Genomic DNA, 18,436 nt, shown 5'->3' on the forward strand with positions numbered 1-18,436 from the left:
AAACTAAAAGTAACGGGTACTGAAAGTAATGCATAAACTTGGAGGGCGGGATCAATGACGACCATCGACCAACCGACGGCCCTGCACGAGGCGGGAGCCTCGTCGGTACGGGGTAAGACTGTGGGCGACCGGCAAAAGACAGCGCAACGACTGCTGCGCTCGGCCGCGGAGCGTGCCTATGACGGCGAGGTTGACATCGACTGGGACGCCCCGGTGGTGCCCGGCTTGTACTGGGCCACGCCGCGCCGAACGTCGCTGTATGGCACCAAGTTGTGGGACAAGCTGACTCAGGATCAGCGCATCGAACTGACGCGTCACGAGCTCGGCTCCGTGTTGAGCTTCGGCATCTACGTCGAGACCGGTCTCAGCGCCATGCTGTGGCGGCAGGTTGTGGAGCAGAACGGGGGAGCGACTGATCACGGCCGTTACGCGTTGACCGAGATCAGCGAGGAAGCGCGGCACTCCACCATGTTTGGCCGCCTGGTGAACAAGCTCGGCATTGAGCCGTACACCTATCCCAAGTTTGCGACGCGCGTCATCCGGCTCCTCGGTTTGGTGCCGCTGGGCCCCTCAGGGCTTGGCACCCTGCTGCTGGTCGAGGAGGTCCTGGACCGCGCGCAGCGCGAGACGATGATGGATGAGACGGTGCAGCCGCACGCTCGTCAGCTCATGAAGATTCACGTGCTGGAAGAGGCGCGGCATATCACTTATGCGCGTGAGGAACTGGTGCGACAGATCGCCGAGCGGGGGCCAGTCTCCAACGCTTTCCACCGTGCGGTCTTCGCCCTCTCGGTGATCGGCATCTATCCAGTGCTCTTCAACCCCAAGGCGTACCGGTCGGTGGGTATTCATCCCCTGCGCGGCATGTTCACGTTCCTCACCTCGCCGAACTATCGCGAGAATGCGACGTGGGTGTCGGAGCCGCTGATGCGCTTCATGCACGAGATCGGTTTCCTGGACGGCAAATTCACCGGCCGGCTGTTGCGGATGTCGCGGGCGATGCCGGACGACATCCTGGCCGAGATCAAGGCGCGGTAAGCGCCGCAGAGAACTGGCTCGTTGCCGGTGGCAATGAGCCAGTTCTGCCGTGTCAAGGGTCCACCTTCGAAAGAGAAAGCGATTGCGCCACATGACTGTTACCGATACACCGTCCGAAGAGCGGCAGCCAGACACTGTGGTCGAGGGCGGCCGGTCGGAGCCCATCCGTGTTCGTGCGCTGATTGTCGGCACCGGCTTCTCGGGTATCGGCGCGGCGATCGCGCTGCAGAAGATGGGGGTGCCCTTCCTCATCCTGGAAAAGGCCGGTGAAATGGGCGGCACCTGGCGCGACAACACCTATCCCGGTGCGGCGTGCGATGTGCCCACCCACCTGTATTCGTTCTCCTTCGAGCCGCGCTCGAACTGGGAACAGCTCTTCTCCCGGCAGCCCGAGATCTTCGACTACCTCAAGGAAGTCGCCGCCAAATATGGTCTGTATCGGCACGTCGCTTTCAATACGCGCGTCACCCGCGGGTATTGGGATGACAGCGAGTACCGCTGGCATGTGTTCACCGAGAGCGGGCAGGAATACATCTGTCAGTTCCTTATCTCCGGGGTCGGTGCCCTGCACATCCCGAGCATCCCGGAGATCGAGGGCCTGGATGGCTTCGAGGGGCCGGTCTTTCATTCCGCGCAGTGGAACCACGACTTCGGCCTGGCCGGCAAGAAGGTTGCCGTTATCGGTACGGGCGCCAGTGCTATTCAGTTCGTCCCTGAGATCGTCGGCCAGGTTGGCGAACTGAAGCTGTTCCAGCGCACCGCACCGTGGGTATTGCCACGCACCAATATCGAGTTCAGCTCGGTGGCCAAGCGTGCGTTTGCGAACATCCCGGGTTTGCGTGCGCTGTTCCGCAGCGGCATGTACTTCGGCGCTGAAGCCGGTGCGTACGCGATGAACCGGCGCCCCGCCCTTCTCAAAGGTGTTGAGCTGCTGGGCCGTGCGTACATCAAGAGCCAGATCTCGGATCCGGAAGTGCGCCGCAAGGTGACACCCGATTACCGCGCCGGATGCAAACGGCTCCTGGGGTCGGCGACGTACTACAAGGCCATCGAGAACTCGAAGACGGAACTGGTCACCGAGTCCATCGCGCGGGTGACCGCCGACGGCGTCGTCACCAGCGACGGGATTGAGCGCAAGGTCGACGCCATCATCTTCGGTACCGGATTTCACGTCACCGACTCGTACAAGTACCTGGATCTGAAGGGGCAGAACGGGGAGGACCTCGGCGACCGCTGGTCACGGGAGGGCGTCACCGCCCACCGCGGAATCACCATCGCCGGCATGCCCAACCTCTTCTTCCTCTTGGGTCCCAACACCGGGTTGGGCCACAACTCGATCGTGTTCATGATCGAGTCGCAGATCCACTACGTCACCGAGGCGATCAAACACATCGATGCGGCCTACGCCCAGGCGATCGTGCCCACCCGCGAAGCCCAGGACCGGTTCAACGCCGAAGTGCAGCGCAAGCTGCAGGGCTCGGTCTGGAACAACGGTGGCTGCCAGAGCTGGTACTTGGACGAGCATGGCAAGAATCGGACGCTATGGTCGGGATTCACCTTCGAATACTGGTCGCAGACAAGAAAAGTGGACCCCACCGAGTACGAGTTCGAGGGTGCGGTGCCTCCGGCCGTACGCAAGACCGTCCCGCTCGCAGACGGCCCCCGGCAGACCTCGCCGAGTATGGCCGCGAACTAGGCCACCCGCCCAACAGAAGCGAGAAAACGATGAAAAACTTCGATAACAAGGTCGCCGTAATCACCGGTGCCGGTTCGGGTATCGGCCGCAGCCTGGCCTTGACGCTGGCCCAGCGCGGAGCGCGTTTGGCGCTCTCGGACATCGACACCGCCGGGGTGGCCGATACCGCCGGGCGCTGTGAGAAGGCGGGCGCGACCGCCATCCCGTTCGAACTCGACGTTGCCGACAGGGCCGCCGTGTATGCCCACGCCGCCGATGTCAAGAACGAGTTCGGTCAGGTCAATCTGGTGTTCAACAACGCCGGGGTGGCGCTTTCTGCCGACGTCAAGGACATGGAATGGGATGACTTCGACTGGTTGATGAACATCAACTTCTGGGGTGTCGCGCACGGCACCAAGGCATTCCTGCCACACCTCATCGAATCGGGCGACGGCCACATCGTCAACGTGTCATCGGTGTTCGGATTTATGGGCATACCCTCGCAGAGTGCCTACAACGCAGCGAAATTCGCTGTCCGTGGCTTCACCGAGGCGCTGCGGCAGGAGATCCGGGCGGCAAAGTATCCCGTCGGCGTCACCTGTGTGCACCCCGGCGGGATCAAGACCAACATCGCCTCAAGTGCGCGCGGGATCCCGGAAGGTGTTGACCGGGAAACCGTCCGAAAGGGTTTCCAGCTCGCGGCCATCACCCGGCCGGATTCGGCGGCCCGGATCATTCTGCGGGGAGTCGAGAAGAATCGGCCCCGTGTGCTGATCGGTCCCGATGCCCGGGTGTTCGACGCCATACCGCGCATCATCGGACCGCGCTACGGGGACCTGATGGCGCCCTTCTACGGAATCGGCAAGTACGGAATCGGCAAGAAGGTCGCGGGCCGCTTCGGTATCGAACTCTAGGCCGCCGTCGATGACAGACACGGTCGCGCCCGATACGCGCACAGTGACCGGAAACCCCCACGTTCACTCGCTGGAGGTCGTCGAAATCATCAGGGAAACAGGCGATGCGGTCTCCCTGGTGTTCGAAGTGCCGGACGCGCTCGCGTCTGCTTTCCGCTACCGCCCGGGCCAGTTCCTCACGCTGAAAATCCCCAGTGAGCAGACGGGCTCGGTGGCCCGCTGCTATTCGCTGTCCAGCTCGCCCCATCTCGATGACGACCTCGTCGTCACCGTCAAACGCACAGACGGCGGGTATGCGTCGAACTGGCTGTGCGACAACGTCGTTGTCGGGGACCGCATCACCGTGCTCACCCCCTCCGGGGTCTTCGTGCCGCGTTCACTGGACGGCGACTTCTTACTGATCGCGGCGGGCAGCGGCATCACCCCGATGCTGTCCATAGCCAAGTCGGTTCTGCTCGGCGGCGCCGGAACGGTCTACCTCTTCTACGCGAACAGGGATGAGCACAGCGTCATCTTCGGTGCCGAGATCGAAGAGATCATGGTGGAATTCCCGGACAGGCTGCGGGTGGTGCACTGGCTCGAGTCCGAACGCGGACTGCCCACCCGCGAAGCCATGGCCGAGTTGTTCGCCGCCTATCGGCGGTACAGCACGTACATCTGTGGTCCGGCGCCCTTCATGGACGGTGCCCGTGCCGCGTTATCGGCCGTCGGGATGCCTGCCCATCACATTCACGTCGAGCTGTACCAGTCGCTGACCGGCGACCCGTTCGCCGACATCGTGGTGCCGCGGGCCGGTGATGGGGACGCCGCCGAGGCGAGCGTGGAACTCGACGGCACGCAGATCACCGTCGAGTGGCCCAGGAACACTCCGCTGCTAGATGTGCTGCTGGCCCGGGGCATCGACGCGCCGTACTCGTGCCGCGAAGGCGCGTGCAGTGCCTGTGCCTGCACGGTGCGCCGCGGTGAGGTACGGATGCTCCGCAACGACACGCTGGTCGACGCTGACCTCGCCATGGGGCTGACCCTGGCCTGCCAGGCCGTTCCGGTTACGGACAGTGTCGATATCGTCTTCGATCAGTAGACGCGAGATTGCGCGCGATCTTGGATATGGTCACGGGATGCGTACCCTGCCCATCCTTGGCGCTATGACCAGCGCGGTCGCCGCCGTCATGCTCGCGGGTGTGGCATCTGCCGACCCGGACACCCCGAATCCGCTTGACCCGTCCGGGCTTCCGAACGTCAACGGGTTTACCGCGGTATCGCCGTTGGAATACAGCATCATGGCGGACACGGCCTACGGTTTCACGATCCCCGGCGGGATCTCATGTCTGATCAAGCGCGCCGACGCCAGCTACGGCTGCAGTGGCCCGCTGCCCGGGGCACCGAACGGGGCGAACCTCGTCAGCGGCAGTACCGCTCCCGGTTTCGCCAGCACCGATCGGCCGATCTACGGCATCGGCGGTGAATCCTTCAAGCCCTTGCCTCCGGGGCATCGCCTGAGTTACCGCGAGGTCAGCTGCGGCCTGGACGGTGCTGGCACGCTGACCTGTGTCAACAACCGCTGGCAGAACGGCTTCGTGGTCGGTCCGGGCGGCAGCTACACCACCTAGTGGCCCGTTAGATTGGTGGCATGCGCTTTGGGAACTTGCTGATCGCCGCCGTGTGCGGCATCGTCCTCGTCGGTTGCGATCGGGGAGAAGCAGCCAGAGATACGCCTACTCGGGAATCCAGCAGCGCGTCAGAGCCGGCCTCGACCACCCCGACCGTGACGATCGATCCGGCTGCGGAGTCCGCGTGCCCCAAACACGGCGGTCGATGGGACGCCAGCCAGGGCTGCGTCATCGACGAGGTCACGCCACAGGCCACGCAACACCTGCTCATCCCCGTCCAGTGGGATTCGTCGTTCCCTGAGCTGCAGAAGGCGGTTGACGAGCTGGTGGTGGATATCCGCGCCAAATTCCGCACGTCCGTCGAGCGTGCCGGAGCTCCGCCCGTAGGCAAGCAGTGGGCGCTCAACGTCACCTTTGACGCGTACCAGGGTAAAGGTGTGCATCCGACCGATGGAGTCCGGTTCTCCATCAGTGAGTCGCTCGGCGGCTATCACCCGGGATTCGCGTTTCGCACCGTCACCTTCGACCGCATCACGAAACAGGCCGTCACGCTGGGGTCGCTGCTGATCGATCTCGCGGCGGCGCTGCCCAAGATCTCCGCGCTGGTCCGCAGCGATCTGCGCGCGCAACTCGGCGGTGTGGGCACCGAATTCGTGGACACCGGAACAGTTCCGGAGGCCGGGAACTTTAAGAACCTCTCCCTGGACGGCGACGCGCTGCTGTTCTCCTTCGAGCCCTACCAGGTCGCGGCGTATGCCGAGGGGCCGATGCAGAGCCGGGTAGCGCTGTCCGAGCTGCGTGATGTGGTGAAGCCCGAGTACTTGCCGGCCTGATCAGAATCCGGTGCCGTGCACCTCATGGCCGGGCGTCGCCGCCATGAGCCCGCGGTAGGCCTGCTCCACCGTGGAGCCGTGGTTGATCACCCCGTCAACCTCGCGGGCGATCGGCATGTGGATGCCGTACTCGTCGGCGAGCGTCATCACCACCGACGAGGCTTTCACGCCCTCAGCCACCTGATTCATCGCCTGGATGATCTCGTCGATGGTCTTGCCCTTGCCGATTTCCTCACCCACGTGCCGGTTGCGGCTGCTGGGGCTGGTGCAGGTGACGATGAGGTCGCCCAGGCCCGCCAGGCCCGGGAACGTCTCGGGGTTACCGCCCATGGCCACACCGAGTTTGGTCATCTCCCGCAGGGCCCGCGCGATCACCATGGCGCGGGTGTTCTCGCCGATCCCGATCGCATAACCCATACCGCTCGCGATGGCAAAGACGTTCTTGAGCGCGCCCGCCATCTCCACACCGACCACGTCGTTGGTGCTGTACACGCGAAAACGTGAGGTGCGGAAGAGCTCTCCGAGACGCGCTGCCTGGTGCTGATCGGGCATCGCGACAACACCGGCGGCCGCATACCCGCGGGCTACCTCCTTGGCGATGTTGGGCCCGGCCAGGATGCCCGCCGGGTGCCCGGGCAGAACTTCCTCGATGATCTGCGACATCCGCATCCGGGACCCCTGTTCGAGGCCCTTGACCAGCGAGACGATTGGCACCCACGGGCGCAGCGATTGCCCGATTTCGGTGAGCACCTCGCGAAAGCTGTGCGAGGGAACCCCCATGATCACCACGTCGGCCTGCTCGATGGCCTCGTGCAGGTCCGAGGTGGCGCGCAGGCTTTCGGTGAGCTCGACCTCGTCGGTGAGATATCGCGAATTGCGGTGCCGTTCATTGATGTCCGCCACGGTCTCCGGCGAGCGCGCCCACTGCAGGGTAGGGCTGCGACGCGCGACAATCGACGCCACAGTGGTGCCCCAGGATCCGCCCCCGAGGACGACGACTTGTGGTTCACGAAGTGCTGCCATGCCCGCCAGGGTATGGGCCCGGTGCGCCTCGAATATGGACTTCGGCAATATGAGTGCGGTGCTGATCGATGTAACGCTCACGACCGGGTTGACCGCCATGGCTGCCGACGCTGCCGAGGCCGAGGGTGCCGGGTACTCCGGTATCTGGACGTTCGAGGGAGCGCACGACCCCTTCTTGCCGCTGTTGCTGGCCGCCGAGCACACGAAGGAGGTCACCCTGGGCACCTCGATCGCGGTAGCGTTCGCGCGAAATCCGATGCTGCTCGCCAATATTGGCTGGGACCTGCAGGCATACTCGAATGGGCGATTCATCCTTGGGCTCGGCACGCAGATCAAACCCCACATCACCCGCCGGTTCGGCATGCCGTGGAGTAGTCCCGCCGCGAGGATGCGGGACATGGTGCTGGCCGTGCGCGCCATCTGGCAGTCCTGGCAGGAGCGTGGCCGCCTGGATTATCGCGGCGAGTTCTACCAGAACACCCTCATGACGCCGATGTTCATGCCCGATCCGGGTGAGGTGAGCGCCTTTGGCCCGCCACCTATCTGGCTGGCCGGTGTCGGTAGCGGGATGACCGAGGTGGCTGGCGAGGTCGCGGACGGATTCCTGTCGCACCCGTTCTGTACACCCGAGTACCTCGCGCAGGTCACCCTTCCGACGTTGGCGCGGGGCGCGGAGAAATCCGGAAAGACGCTCGCCGACATTCACATCCATCACTCGCCGATGATCATCATCGGGCGTGATGATGCGGAGCTGGCCAGCGCCCGCGCGGCGGTGCGCAAGCAGCTCGCCTTTTACGGGTCCACACCCGCCTACTGGCCGATCCTGGAATTGCACGGCCGGGCTGAGGTTGGGCCGAAACTGAAAGAGCTGTCCAAACAAGGCGAATGGGATGCGATGACCAGCCTGATCGACGACGAGTTCGTCGATACCGCGGCCGTTACCGTGACCGACGTCGTGCAGGGCGCACGTGAATTACAGGCCTGCTACGGCGTTCTGGTGCACCGATTGGGTTTCAACACCCCGTACCGGCCCTACCGCGCATTGCTGGCCGAGCTGCTTCGAGAGTGCGCGCAGGCCCGCTAGGCGTGGGTTCCGGAGATCGCCACCCCGGCGCCCAGCCCGACGATCATGAATCCGCCGGTGGCCCCGACCGCCTCAAGACGCTTGGGGGAGCGTGCGAACCAGTTGCGTGCGGTGCCCGCCAGCACCGCCCACAGGCTGTCCGAGGCGAGCGCGATCAGTACGAAGATGCCACCGAACACCGCGATTTGCACCGGTATCGACCCCGCCGCGGGATCGGCGAACTGGGGGAGTACCGCCGCGAAGAACAGTGCCGTCTTGGGGTTCGTCATACCGACGACGAAGCCCTGCCGGAACACACGTTGCGTACCGACCGCGGGATGCTGCGCGTTCAACGCGTCGATGAGCGACTTACGGTTCCGGATCGCCTGTACGCCAAGGTAGATCAGGTAGGCGGCGCCGACGAGCTTCACCACCGTCAGTGCCCAGGCGGACGCGGCCAGGAGTGCGCCCAGCCCGGCAGTTGTCAGCACCAGCGGCACCATCGTGCCGGTGGTGTTGCCGAGCACCGTGACCAGACCCGACTTGCGCCCCAGGCTCAACGAGCGGCCGACCGCAAACAGCACGCTGGGCCCGGGGATCACGATGATGGCGTAGGCCGCGATCGTGAAACCGATCAGATGCGTTGGAGAGATCACCGGACCATCGTCTTACCGATAGTTGACAAACTGCAACGCAATATCGAGATCGGAGCCCTTCAACAGGGCCTGAACGGCCTGCAGGTCGTCGCGCTTCTTGCTCGACACCCGGATTTCCTCGCCCTGTACCTGCGACTTGACGCCCTTGGGGCCCTCGTCGCGGATGATCTTGTTGATCTTCTTGGCGTTCTCGGCGTCGATGCCCTGCTTGAGGGTTCCGGTGAGCCGGTAAGTCTTGCCACTGGGGGCGGGGTCGCCCGCATCGAAGGCCTTCATGCTGATGTCCCGACGGATCAGCTTCTCCTTGAAGACGTCGACGGCCGCCTTCAGGCGCTCCTCGGTGGAGCTCACCAGCTCGATGGCCTCGTCACCCTTCCAGGCGATGGTGGTGTCGGTCCCACGGAAGTCGAATCGGGTGGCCAGTTCCTTGGCCGCCTGGTTCAGCGCGTTGTCGACCTCCTGACGGTCGATCTTGCTCACGATGTCGAATGATGAATCCGCCATGACTGCTCCCTCTTTCTGGTCCTCGTATGTTCCGTATCCAGTCGGTTTGCGTTAGCCCGACCCTATCGTTGTATCCTGCATCGTCTGATAAGGCGGGTTGCCCGAGCGGCCAATGGGAGCGGACTGTAAATCCGTCGGCTTACGCCTACGCAGGTTCGAATCCTGCACCCGCCACAGCACTCAGGCCCCCTCTCGAGGGGGCCTGAGGTCGTTTTAGGGGGTCTGGATCGTACGCAGTAGGTCTGCGAAGCGGTGTCGAGGGCGGTTGCAACGGCGTCCAGATCGTCGGGGATGGGCGCCCCGTACGGGCCCAAGGTCCCTCCGGTAGCTCTCTTATGGAGGGGCTGTGTCACCCCCCCCCCCCCCCGAATCTGAGGTGCCGCCCTCGACCTTGGGGGTTCTGGAGAACGAAGAGGGCGGCACCAGCGACGATCTTGACCGATTGCTGGTCGAATCACGCAATAGTGCGCGACATTCGCGGCCAGCGGAGATCTCTAGCCGTTTCAGCAAACTAGTTTCCTCTGGACAATCTCGGTTTTAGTGTGAGAGAGTCCGATCGCGGCTACCCACGGCCGCCTGTGGGGATTTGTGTGGAGGGGCTCATATCTTGGTCATCAAGCATCGTCGGCTGATGTCTTCGGGTTTGCGTAGGACTCTGGCAGTGACGGCACTAGCGGCTGTAATCGTTGGTGGAGTCAAGGTGGCTGGCGACTACACGACTCCAGGTAGCGGCTTCTCCACGATCGCCACAGGCGCAGCCGACCCCACTGGGCCCACGGGAGGCCCCAGCGGTCCAGGTGGGATGAACGGCTCCCAGTTCCAGCCCCCCGGCCTACCGCCACAGATGCCCGACTATCAGGGAGGCGTCAATCAGCCACCACTAGACCAAAACTCGGGAATCTCCATCTACAACACGGGATCACCTGGCGCCCAGCAGGTTCCAGGCCAGCAAGGCGCACAGCAGCCGCAGCAAGGCTGGGATCAGCCTGCCCACGGCACGCAGATTCCGGACTACTCCACTGCGCCTGGGTACACCCAGGGTCCTGGGCAGCCGAACCCTAATTACCAAGCGCCGCAGCAGCAGGCCCCACAGCAAGGTCAGCAGTCGCCGCAACAGGGCAACCAGAGTGGCCAAAATCAGCAGCCCCAACAAGCGAATCAGAATCAGGAGTCGCAGCAGCAACAGTCGCAAAACCAGCAAGACCAAGGCGATCAGCAGCGCCAGCAGAAGTGCGAAGCCATCCAGGAGGACATGGCGATCGACTCGGCGTTGCAGTTGCTCGACTCCATGAGCCAGGTGGGCGAGGTGGCTCAGCAGATAGCCCAAATAGCCGAAATGATCTTGCCGAAGGGCGGTGGAGGCGGACTCGGCCCGGATGGAAGTCGCAAGCCCGGGCGACTGCCGATCACGCCATTTGAGTGCTCTTACTGCCCACCAGACAAGCCCGTGAAGCCCAAGCCGGATAACCAGCCGGCGATGACGCCGGATACCAAACCGGACAACAAGCCTGTTCCCACGCAGGACAACAAACCGGAGCCGACTAAAGCGGACAAGCCGAAAGATAAGTCGGATGACCAGCTACTCGAAGACGTATGTGACGTCCTAAAGACGCCGTTCGGTGGTCTGGTGTGCGAGGGCATCAAACGGCTGATCTGCTTCCCTAGCGACCCAAATTGCAAGGGCCCCGTGCCGATCTGCTTTAAGAAGGGCACTGCCGCCCTGACGCCTGACCTGATCGCGCAGAGGCAGAAGTACATTGATCTTGGCAATGATTTGATTGAGCGCAATCAGGCCCTCGGCAGTGAGGTTTGGCGGCGAATAGGTACGAGATCATTTTGGGATGCCAGAGGTAGGAGGGAGGCGGAGGCGGCCAAGAAGGCTAACCCCGGCGCATACGCCGGTGGGTTAGTCGGTGGCCACGGGCCGGACCTTTTATGGGAAGGGTTAAAGGATGATGACCGACTCGTCTTCCCCATGGATAAATCGCTCAACAGCTCGATTGGATCGCAACAGAAAATATATAAATGGGGTTATGTTGTTACCGAATTCCAGCCAGGCAATTGGGTTACGACCGCCAACGGCGCGGAAAGGTGCATTGCAGAAGTTGCGATGCGTTAGAAGATTCTGGTGAATAGAGGGCAAGTGGCTGAGTTTATAGCGAAGTATCGAAAAACACTTACATCACTGATAGTGGTGGCGGCGGTTGTGGTTGCGGCGGTGTTGGGGTACGTTTTCGGCGTGAAAGACTCAGACGCCGCAAACGATGACACCCAGGTCCGTGCCGTCATCGAACAGTATATCGATGCTATGAATAACGGCGACCTGAAGAAAATCAAGTCGCTGTCCATTGGGGAGGCGAAAGACGAACTTACTCCCGGATTTAACGCGGGCGGCCGGGGAGTGTATCCCGAGAAGATCATAGCCAGAATCCAAAAACACGGCCCTATTCATATAGTCAGGCTTAATATATTGGCGCGCGGCGAGCAGGTATACGTTGCAGAACTATATACCGAGTTCGCCGATCAGAAAACTGAAGTTTACTTTGACCCCGCTGCTGCCGTGAGATTCAGCATGTTCCGGTTGCAAGGAAAATGGAAAGTCATGGGAATCGATAAATATGTCGATTACAACGGTGTCGGCGAAGAGTAAGGTCATGACCTTCAAGGCGATTGCTGCAATGACATTAGTTGTTGCCGTGGTAGCGGGCTGTCAAGATTCAAATAAGCCCGCGACAGCATCTACAAATGCGGCGCCGCCGGCAGAAACGAACTTCGCCTCCATCCCGGGCGAGTTCGCATCGCCCGCCGCCACGACGCAGGCCGGGGCCGAAGAGGCTCCGATAGGTGCGTGTGTGAAAGTGACCGGCAAGCCATGGGAAGCTGGCATGCGCCCAGCCGATTGTGGCGGGCCGGATGCGACGCATCGAGTCATTCAGCGCGTCACCACCCCGGACGAATGCGTGTCTGACATTGACCGACGCTTCTACCAGAACACGGCCGCGGGTGAATGGACCGCCTGCCTAGATATCTATTGGGCCTTCACAGATTGTCTGAGCATCACCGATGCCGGTACTCGCCGAGTTTCCTGCGTCGACCAATCATTCCCAACACGCGTACGCGCGACGAAGGTGGTCCTCGATACCAGTACCGCTGATATGTGTCCCGAAGGTGGATACGACCACCCGGAGCGCCAGTTCACTATCTGCACGGAGACTCAGAAGTAGACCCGTAACAAGCCATGAAGTCGAAGCCAAGACTGCCGATCGCCCTGATAGGGGTTGGGTCTGTTCTGATGATCACTGGATCCATCGTGGGCCTGGTTTCGGGATCGCCGTTCCTCCTCGTGGGTATGACGGGGTTCGTAGGCGCAATGTGCCTGGCCATATCGATGTATCTCTATCGTCAACTGGATGGGCCGCCAAGCGACGACAGTTAGCTTCTGTTGTCACATCCCAGATCTAGCGTCTGGGCTGTGGTCGCCCTGGACCGTCTGCGTGGCTCACAGGCCGTCGGCAAGGGTGGCGTTTCATACACGCCCCTTCGGCAACCTGCGTACCCGCTGAGGTCGTGCAGGTCCACGATTTGATAGTCAAAACCGGTGGTCCTTCAAGTCGGCGAAAGATGAACTGCTGCAAGCCTGCCCAGCTGGATCCTCAAATCCCAAGCTGTAGCTAGCCACGCCCGTCTACGTCGATTGGGTTGCCATCCTCGTCAATCGGCCAGAGTGGTCGCGGCACTGCGCGCTCTGCCTGCAACCGGGCATTTAACGAATCGGGATCGCCGGTGGCGAGTCTTCCCAGGGCGGGACCCCAAGCCTTGCGACTCCTGGAGACCACGTAGAGACTCACGCCGATGATGAGAAACGCGATGAGCGTCACGAGTGCGGCCACACCCCAACATATCTTCTGGTGCGCCTAGCGACTTGCTATACCTAGGGCTCAGCGTTCGGGGTGTGGTCGCCTTCCATGCTGACGAGAGTTCACCACCAGGCCGATGGAGTGCCGTATGCCAAGCACCGGGTAGGACGTCACCGATATGCCGAATGAGGGTGGGCATCGATGAGATTTGAAGATGTCTATTTCTCAATGGAGGACCGCTACTCAATTGGTATGGAGACCGATTCTGGCCGGTACTACGTCTCCATACCAGTCAGCAACGGACTCGTTGACTACGAAGAGCACTACGTGATCGACACCGAGCAGTACGAGCTATTCCTCGACGACAATTCCGCAGCGATCTCCTTTGTCGAAAGATGTCGAAAGCATGAGCATGACGACCTGCTGATTCAGAAGCCGGGCACTAATCGCGGCACGTCGGTCTAGATGGACCCCCTACGCCCGGCGCATCTCCTCAGCGCAGATGGCCGGCCAACTGTCCCTGCTCACCGAAGAGTTCGGTGTTCCAGCGATCCACAAGGTCGGTGTTGTCGAATTCATCCGGGTGGAAGCCGGGGCGGTTGTAGGCCCTGACTCGGTCGAGTACGTCCCGGGTGACAAACGGTGAATGCCGCAGCTCGGCAACGCTTTTGAACAACCTGGCCGGGTTGTACGTCGCCCTGTCCAGAATCAGGGACATCAGGGTGTCGAGGAGGGTCCCGCAGAGGAACACCGTGGTGATCAGCCGCATGGCCCACCTGCGCATCCGTTCGGTGCCCCCGACTGTTCGATAGACATCGATTGCGACGGCACGATGCTCGGACTCCTCAAGCGCATGCCAGAGAAGCATCGAGCGGACCTCGCCCTCGCCCAGTAGATCTTGTGCGCGCTGATCGGTCAGCAGAGTCTCGGCGAGCGTCGCGGTGTAATGCTCCAGGGCCGCCGTCATAGCGAGGTTGAAGCGAGGCGGCAGGTAGCGCGTGTAGAGATTCATCCCTCGCAGGGTCACCCGGTCGACGAGGCGCGTCGGGTAGCCCATCTGCTGCAACCGCTCGTTGAGCTCGCGGTGTTCGCGCCCGTGCGTCACCTCCTGGCCGATGAACCCGGCCACCTGCTTCTTCAGCACGGGATCGGTGATCTGGTCGGAGAAGTGCTTGACCGAGCGAATGAAATAGTCCTCCCCCTCGGGGAACACCGCGGAGAGCATGGCGATGATGTGGCTCATCACCAGATCGCCCTGCACGTAGTGGCGATTCAGCGAGCCTGTCGGATAACGGAATGTGATCCGTCTGGTCTTGATAGGCCGGGTTCTCTCGTCCGTAGGGGTGGTCATGGCAACTCCTGAGTGGGTGTTTCATGCGTAGCTCGGTTGGTACCCTCGGCGGGCCAGGGCTCGGGGGCGGGCTCGCCCTCGGCGTGACGCCAAATGGACCTGGCGACGACGTAATGCGCGATGAGAGCGATGCCCCAGCCCAGCAATGGGTAGATGAACCAGGGATAGGCGGTCCCGTGGTCGAATTTCCAGGTCAGCGCCCAGATCGCGACCAGAAGGATCTGCACAGCGACGTAGGTGGCGGCGTGGATCTGGAAGGCCGCTCGATTCACCTGCCCGATCCATGCCCGACGTTTTCGCTCGAGCCTGCGCTGTTCCTCCTCGGCCCGGCGTTCGGCGCGTTCCACCGCTCGTTCAAAGGCGTCACCGCTCACTATTTGGCTCCTCTCCTGCGGTCGTCAACTCGGGTAAGGCCAGTGATCTCGGTGGCGGCCCGATCGAGGATCGTCTCCACTGCGACGGGATCCACGCGCCCTGCGGACGGCATGATCCGCGCGGAGAACCGGGCGAGGATCTTCTCGAAGGAATCCCCGCGGCCGAACCGTGCGCCGGTACGCAACTCCACCGCCGCCAGCACGTCGGCTCGACCGGTCAGCGCTTGCTCGCCTTCTTCGGACGCCCGATAAACCGTCCGTCCCTCGCGTGTCTGACCCGTCAACAGGCCTTCCACGGCTAGTGCCTCGACCGCGGGATAGACCGTGCCGGGCGACGGTTGGTACCCGCCGGCCCCGAAGAGCCTCGACAGTTCGGACATCAGCTCGTAGCCATGCATCGGCCGCTGCGCCAGCAGTGCCAGAAGTACGAGCGGCAGCTCGCCATGACGGAAGAAACGTGCCATATCAGAGCCCCCTCTCTTCTCCTACGAAAGTATTACGAAAGCTATATCGAAACTATTACGAAGTCAACGGCTGGCAAGCGATGGTGCAGACAAGCCACTACGCCTGTCGTAGTTCATTTCCCGACGAGGACTGTGCCGTCGCGAACAGTCGGGGAAATGGTGCGACTATGCCCGCATGACGGAAGACGCAGCGGTGGCGCAGGCTCGGGTGCTGCTGCGGTCGCTGTATGAGCATGTGGACCACGTGTCTCAACAAATCGCCACCACCGAACGGCAGATCTGCCGCACCGGCAATGCGACGCCGCGGCATCGTAAGCGGCTGCGGACGATGCAGAAAGACCTTGATGAGGCGCATCATCTCATCAGCGGCCTGCACGGCTGTTATCCGGCCGCACGCGATATTCCGGGCCAGACGTCGCGTTGATCCGTGCCCGGACGGCCTAGCTGGCGGTCACGGTGAGTTGATCTTGTCCCTCGGCGATATGGGCCGTGGCATGAAAGGTCTTTCCCGTGTGCGACACAAGAAATCGATAGTCACCGGCCAAGGGTGCGGAGATCACTATCTCGCCCCAGTCGTCGGCGACCATCGCAATATCGTGGACCTCGCCGGGCGCCGCGGCGATGCTGATAACAGCACCGGCCATGGGACGCCCGGCGGGGTCACGGAATGAGATACCGACCACGTATCCTCCAGTGTCCGGATTTCTCGCGATACCTGAAATGCCTTGTCACATACCGTTACTCTTCCAGGTTGACATGTTGTTGAAGACGGCGCTGTTGACGCGGGTGGCCGAGTTGCCCGAGTTGGCGCCATTGGTGTGAACGCCGACGCCGTAACGGTTCCCGTTCTGCAGCACCCACACCGGTGAACCGCTCTGCCCGCCCGTGGTGTCGATGTTGTAGGTGATGACGCGATCGGAGACCGCCTTGGCGCTTTGCGCCATGAACCACTGCTCGCCATTCTTCTCGCCGGGATACCCGGACAGGTTCAGCGCCGCGGCCTTCAGGAAGTCGTCGTTGCGGGTCGCGAAACCGAAGTAGCCTGTCTGATCGCCCGGCCGCGACGACGACGGCAGGATGATCGCGCCGTAATCGTTGTCGCGGTTCTGGTTCTGGGTCCACCCGGTGACACTGCGGAAGGTGGTACCCACATGGGTCCCGAACGGACGGACACCGGAATTGCGGCCGGGAATCACCTGGATCGAGCGCACCCATCCACCGTCGGCATGCATGTAGACGCAGTGCCCGGCCGTCATGACGGTGCGAGGCGCGATCAGCCAGCCCGTCCCGACATAGGTGCGGTTGTTGGCGGAGGTGATGATCAGGTGGCAGATAGCGCGCCACGGGAACGTCGTGGTGTTGCCGACCCGAACGCGATCATCGGTACCGATAATGACTTCGGCATTATTGGCCAACTCGGGATAACTACCGAGGATGGCGTCCAGCGGCGCGAGCTCGGACTCATCGATAGTCAGCCCGTCGACCGAACCCAGTTCACTGACCGCCGATTCACCCTGTGCTTGCGTGGCGGCATTGGTCGTCTCGGTGTCGGCGTTACCCGCTTGCCCCGAGGGCAATTCGTGTTCGGTGACCGCAGCCGCACCGGCGGCCCCTGAGATTTCGTACTCGGTCTCGGACGGTTTGTGATTCGTTGACTTGACTGCGGTGGCCATGGTGGACTCCTTGCATAGTGCGTGAGGTTCGAGCTAGGACCTGCTCATCGTGTTCCGATATGCGGTCTGGTTCGCGCGTAGTCAGGTACTCGATCTCACAGTGCAGGAATGATTTTCGTGTTCGATCAGGTGGCGCGGGCGGCGGAGACGATCGCCCACGCCACCTCGGGGTGCTTGATATCGCTATGCGCACCACTGAATTCGGACTGGCTGGCGTCGTCGATAACCTTGTTGGCGTCAAGCCGGTAGAAATGCCCGCGCTGGAATTCGTAGGGCTTGCCGGCCTCGGACAGCTCAAGTGCCGTGGCGGCCGGGTCCTGCTGGTATCCGTCGTGACCCATTGCCCCCCAGCGGAACCACAGGTCTTGCCCGGCCTGACTGTCCTGCCGCGCGAGCATGCTGGCCGCCGGGTACCACCAGCCGACCGCGCGGTCGGCGGAGGAATACGTCGTGAGCAGCGGCCCGTCCACCCGCTCTTCGAGCCCGGCCAGGCCGCCGGGGCCACGGCCCGGATCGAAGAGCAGCTTGCGGTTGAAGGTGAAGTGGGAGAAGGCGCCCTGGATCAGGGTGAGCGACTTGACCGGGCTGGTGCCGGTCTTCGGCAACCCCGCCAGCGCATAGGAGACCAGTCGCGCACCGAAACTATGCCCGATGAGGTGAATGCGGGGTGCACCGTCAGGGCCCGACAATGAGGCCAGCAGTGGGCCAAGGCCGCGTTCGCCGATGACTCCAGCCCGGTTCTTCATCTCGTAATAGCTCATCGTGCGCAGGATCTCGCGCGCCCCTGACCACAGCCCGGCGAAGGGATTGCCCAGCCCCTGGGCGGAGCTCGTGGATTTCGGTGCCATGGCCGCGGCTTGCCCGAACACCGCGAGCGGATCGCTGTTCACAATGCTCGACTCTCCGCTGTCCTCTTCCGACTGGGGCTTGGTAGTGACGAGTCCGGCGGCCAAGGTGAGGAACTCGATGAGCTTGGCGGACTGCTGCGGTTTCTCGTCGAGCAGCTCGCCCATCGTCTTGAGCTGCTCTGCCTGGCCTGGGAAGCGTGGGGCCAGCGCCGCCGCGAGCTGCGCACCTGTCGAAGGGACCGGCGGCGCGCTATCCGGATCGTCGTCGGGCAGTAACACCGACGGCCAGTTGATCCCCGCGACGGCCACACCCTCTGTGTGGCCGCCGAGCTGGTCGGCGATCAGCGAGAACATCGCGGTGTAGAGCTGGCGTGCTGAAGTCACACTGTTGTTCCATCCGTGCGACATCACGAACAGATCGGTGATGCCCCCCGCCGCCACGGCCGCCGGCAGACCCCCGTCACCGTCGCCGGTGGCGTCATTGAGTGAGCCGTCGGCATTGAAATCCGGTTCGTAGTAGGGCAGTCCGCTAATCGTTACCGTCGTTGTCATG

At 62.6% G+C, this 18,436-nt stretch carries 22 protein-coding genes and 1 tRNA gene; 13 read left to right on the forward strand and 10 right to left on the reverse strand.

Features of this window, described 5'->3' with window-relative positions:
- Positions 1–54: 54 nt before the first annotated feature.
- From B4383_RS02535 to B4383_RS02560, 6 genes are all read left to right on the forward strand, one after another.
- Positions 55–1,038 (forward strand): diiron oxygenase, encoded by a 984-nt coding sequence (locus B4383_RS02535; RefSeq protein ID WP_078288626.1) that lies wholly within the window; start codon positions 55–57, stop codon positions 1,036–1,038.
- Positions 1,039–1,129: 91 nt separating this feature from the next.
- A complete protein-coding gene (locus B4383_RS02540; protein ID WP_078288624.1) occupies positions 1,130–2,734 on the forward strand; it encodes an NAD(P)/FAD-dependent oxidoreductase in 1,605 nt (534 codons plus the stop codon).
- Between the two features lie 29 nt (positions 2,735–2,763).
- Positions 2,764–3,627, forward strand: a complete 864-nt coding sequence (locus B4383_RS02545; RefSeq protein WP_078288622.1) for an SDR family NAD(P)-dependent oxidoreductase — start codon at positions 2,764–2,766, stop codon at positions 3,625–3,627.
- A 10-nt stretch (positions 3,628–3,637) separates the two neighbouring features.
- On the forward strand, positions 3,638–4,708 hold the full coding sequence (locus B4383_RS02550; RefSeq protein WP_078288619.1) for a ferredoxin--NADP reductase: 1,071 nt from the start codon (positions 3,638–3,640) through the stop codon (positions 4,706–4,708).
- A gap of 37 nt (positions 4,709–4,745) precedes the next feature.
- Positions 4,746–5,237 carry a hypothetical protein gene (locus B4383_RS02555; RefSeq protein WP_078288616.1) on the forward strand — a complete coding sequence of 164 codons (492 nt, stop codon included), beginning with the start codon at positions 4,746–4,748 and terminating at the stop codon, positions 5,235–5,237.
- Between the two features lie 20 nt (positions 5,238–5,257).
- Positions 5,258–6,070 (forward strand): RsiV family protein, encoded by an 813-nt coding sequence (locus B4383_RS02560; RefSeq protein WP_078288613.1) that lies wholly within the window; start codon positions 5,258–5,260, stop codon positions 6,068–6,070.
- On the opposite strand, the gene B4383_RS02565 is transcribed toward B4383_RS02560, so the two are convergent.
- Entirely contained in the window at positions 6,071–7,093 is a 1,023-nt protein-coding gene (locus B4383_RS02565) for an NAD(P)H-dependent glycerol-3-phosphate dehydrogenase (protein ID WP_078288610.1), read from the reverse strand. It lies immediately after the preceding gene.
- Positions 7,094–7,127: 34 nt separating this feature from the next.
- On the opposite strand from B4383_RS02565, the gene B4383_RS02570 reads away from it, so the two are divergent.
- On the forward strand, positions 7,128–8,177 hold the full coding sequence (locus B4383_RS02570; RefSeq protein ID WP_078288608.1) for a TIGR03617 family F420-dependent LLM class oxidoreductase: 1,050 nt from the start codon (positions 7,128–7,130) through the stop codon (positions 8,175–8,177).
- Here the strand turns inward: B4383_RS02570 and B4383_RS02575 are convergent.
- Together B4383_RS02575 and B4383_RS02580 are read right to left on the reverse strand one after the other, a co-directional pair.
- Positions 8,174–8,812: a LysE family translocator gene (locus B4383_RS02575; RefSeq protein WP_078288604.1), complete on the reverse strand. Its 639-nt coding sequence runs from the start codon at positions 8,810–8,812 to the stop codon at positions 8,174–8,176. The two genes, B4383_RS02570 and B4383_RS02575, sit on opposite strands and share 4 nt — an antisense overlap.
- Before the next feature lie 12 nt (positions 8,813–8,824).
- Positions 8,825–9,316 (reverse strand): YajQ family cyclic di-GMP-binding protein, encoded by a 492-nt coding sequence (locus tag B4383_RS02580; RefSeq protein ID WP_078288602.1) that lies wholly within the window; start codon positions 9,314–9,316, stop codon positions 8,825–8,827.
- A 91-nt stretch (positions 9,317–9,407) separates the two neighbouring features.
- On the opposite strand from B4383_RS02580, the gene B4383_RS02585 reads away from it, so the two are divergent.
- From B4383_RS02585 to B4383_RS02600, 4 genes are all read left to right on the forward strand, one after another.
- Positions 9,408–9,490: transfer RNA gene (locus B4383_RS02585), tRNA-Tyr, on the forward strand.
- Positions 9,491–9,947: 457 nt separating this feature from the next.
- Positions 9,948–11,435, forward strand: coding sequence for a hypothetical protein (locus tag B4383_RS02590; RefSeq protein WP_078288600.1), 1,488 nt, complete (start codon positions 9,948–9,950; stop codon positions 11,433–11,435).
- A 24-nt stretch (positions 11,436–11,459) separates the two neighbouring features.
- The gene (locus B4383_RS26565; RefSeq protein WP_176126553.1) at positions 11,460–11,966 is read left to right on the forward strand and encodes a hypothetical protein; all 507 of its coding nucleotides are present in this window, start codon (positions 11,460–11,462) and stop codon (positions 11,964–11,966) included.
- A gap of 4 nt (positions 11,967–11,970) precedes the next feature.
- A complete protein-coding gene (locus B4383_RS02600; protein ID WP_286143954.1) occupies positions 11,971–12,540 on the forward strand; it encodes a hypothetical protein in 570 nt (189 codons plus the stop codon).
- A 447-nt stretch (positions 12,541–12,987) separates the two neighbouring features.
- On the opposite strand, the gene B4383_RS02610 is transcribed toward B4383_RS02600, so the two are convergent.
- A complete protein-coding gene (locus B4383_RS02610) occupies positions 12,988–13,206 on the reverse strand; it encodes a hypothetical protein (protein ID WP_078288594.1) in 219 nt (72 codons plus the stop codon).
- A 168-nt stretch (positions 13,207–13,374) separates the two neighbouring features.
- Between B4383_RS02610 and B4383_RS02615 the strand changes: the two genes are divergently transcribed.
- Positions 13,375–13,638, forward strand: a complete 264-nt coding sequence (locus B4383_RS02615; RefSeq protein WP_078288592.1) for a hypothetical protein — start codon at positions 13,375–13,377, stop codon at positions 13,636–13,638.
- A gap of 28 nt (positions 13,639–13,666) precedes the next feature.
- Here the strand turns inward: B4383_RS02615 and B4383_RS02620 are convergent, their stop codons facing one another.
- The 3 genes from B4383_RS02620 to B4383_RS02630 are packed head-to-tail and all read right to left on the reverse strand — an operon-like array spanning position 13,667 to position 15,362.
- Positions 13,667–14,524 carry a metal-dependent hydrolase gene (locus B4383_RS02620; RefSeq protein ID WP_078288590.1) on the reverse strand — a complete coding sequence of 286 codons (858 nt, stop codon included), beginning with the start codon at positions 14,522–14,524 and terminating at the stop codon, positions 13,667–13,669.
- Positions 14,521–14,898 carry a 2TM domain-containing protein gene (locus B4383_RS02625; protein ID WP_078288587.1) on the reverse strand — a complete coding sequence of 126 codons (378 nt, stop codon included), beginning with the start codon at positions 14,896–14,898 and terminating at the stop codon, positions 14,521–14,523. Before B4383_RS02625 ends, B4383_RS02620 begins: the two co-directional genes overlap by 4 nt.
- Positions 14,898–15,362 (reverse strand): PadR family transcriptional regulator, encoded by a 465-nt coding sequence (locus B4383_RS02630; RefSeq protein ID WP_078288585.1) that lies wholly within the window; start codon positions 15,360–15,362, stop codon positions 14,898–14,900. The genes B4383_RS02625 and B4383_RS02630 overlap by 1 nt, the downstream gene beginning before the upstream one ends.
- Positions 15,363–15,537: 175 nt before the next feature.
- On the opposite strand from B4383_RS02630, the gene B4383_RS02635 reads away from it, so the two are divergent.
- Complete coding sequence (locus B4383_RS02635) at positions 15,538–15,786, forward strand: hypothetical protein (protein WP_286143955.1); 249 nt, start codon at positions 15,538–15,540, stop codon at positions 15,784–15,786.
- A 16-nt stretch (positions 15,787–15,802) separates the two neighbouring features.
- On the opposite strand, the gene B4383_RS02640 is transcribed toward B4383_RS02635, so the two are convergent.
- The 3 genes from B4383_RS02640 to B4383_RS02650 form a co-directional block, all read right to left on the reverse strand.
- On the reverse strand, positions 15,803–16,045 hold the full coding sequence (locus tag B4383_RS02640; protein ID WP_078297793.1) for a hypothetical protein: 243 nt from the start codon (positions 16,043–16,045) through the stop codon (positions 15,803–15,805).
- A 45-nt stretch (positions 16,046–16,090) separates the two neighbouring features.
- Complete coding sequence (locus B4383_RS02645; RefSeq protein ID WP_078288581.1) at positions 16,091–17,035, reverse strand: trypsin-like serine protease; 945 nt, start codon at positions 17,033–17,035, stop codon at positions 16,091–16,093.
- A 125-nt stretch (positions 17,036–17,160) separates the two neighbouring features.
- A complete protein-coding gene (locus B4383_RS02650; RefSeq protein ID WP_078288579.1) occupies positions 17,161–18,435 on the reverse strand; it encodes a serine/threonine protein kinase in 1,275 nt (424 codons plus the stop codon).
- Between the last annotated feature and the right edge of the window lies 1 nt (position 18,436).

Origin of the sequence: Mycobacterium sp. D16R24 (assembly GCF_002013385.1) — a bacterium.
Lineage (GTDB): Bacteria > Actinomycetota > Actinomycetes > Mycobacteriales > Mycobacteriaceae > Mycobacterium.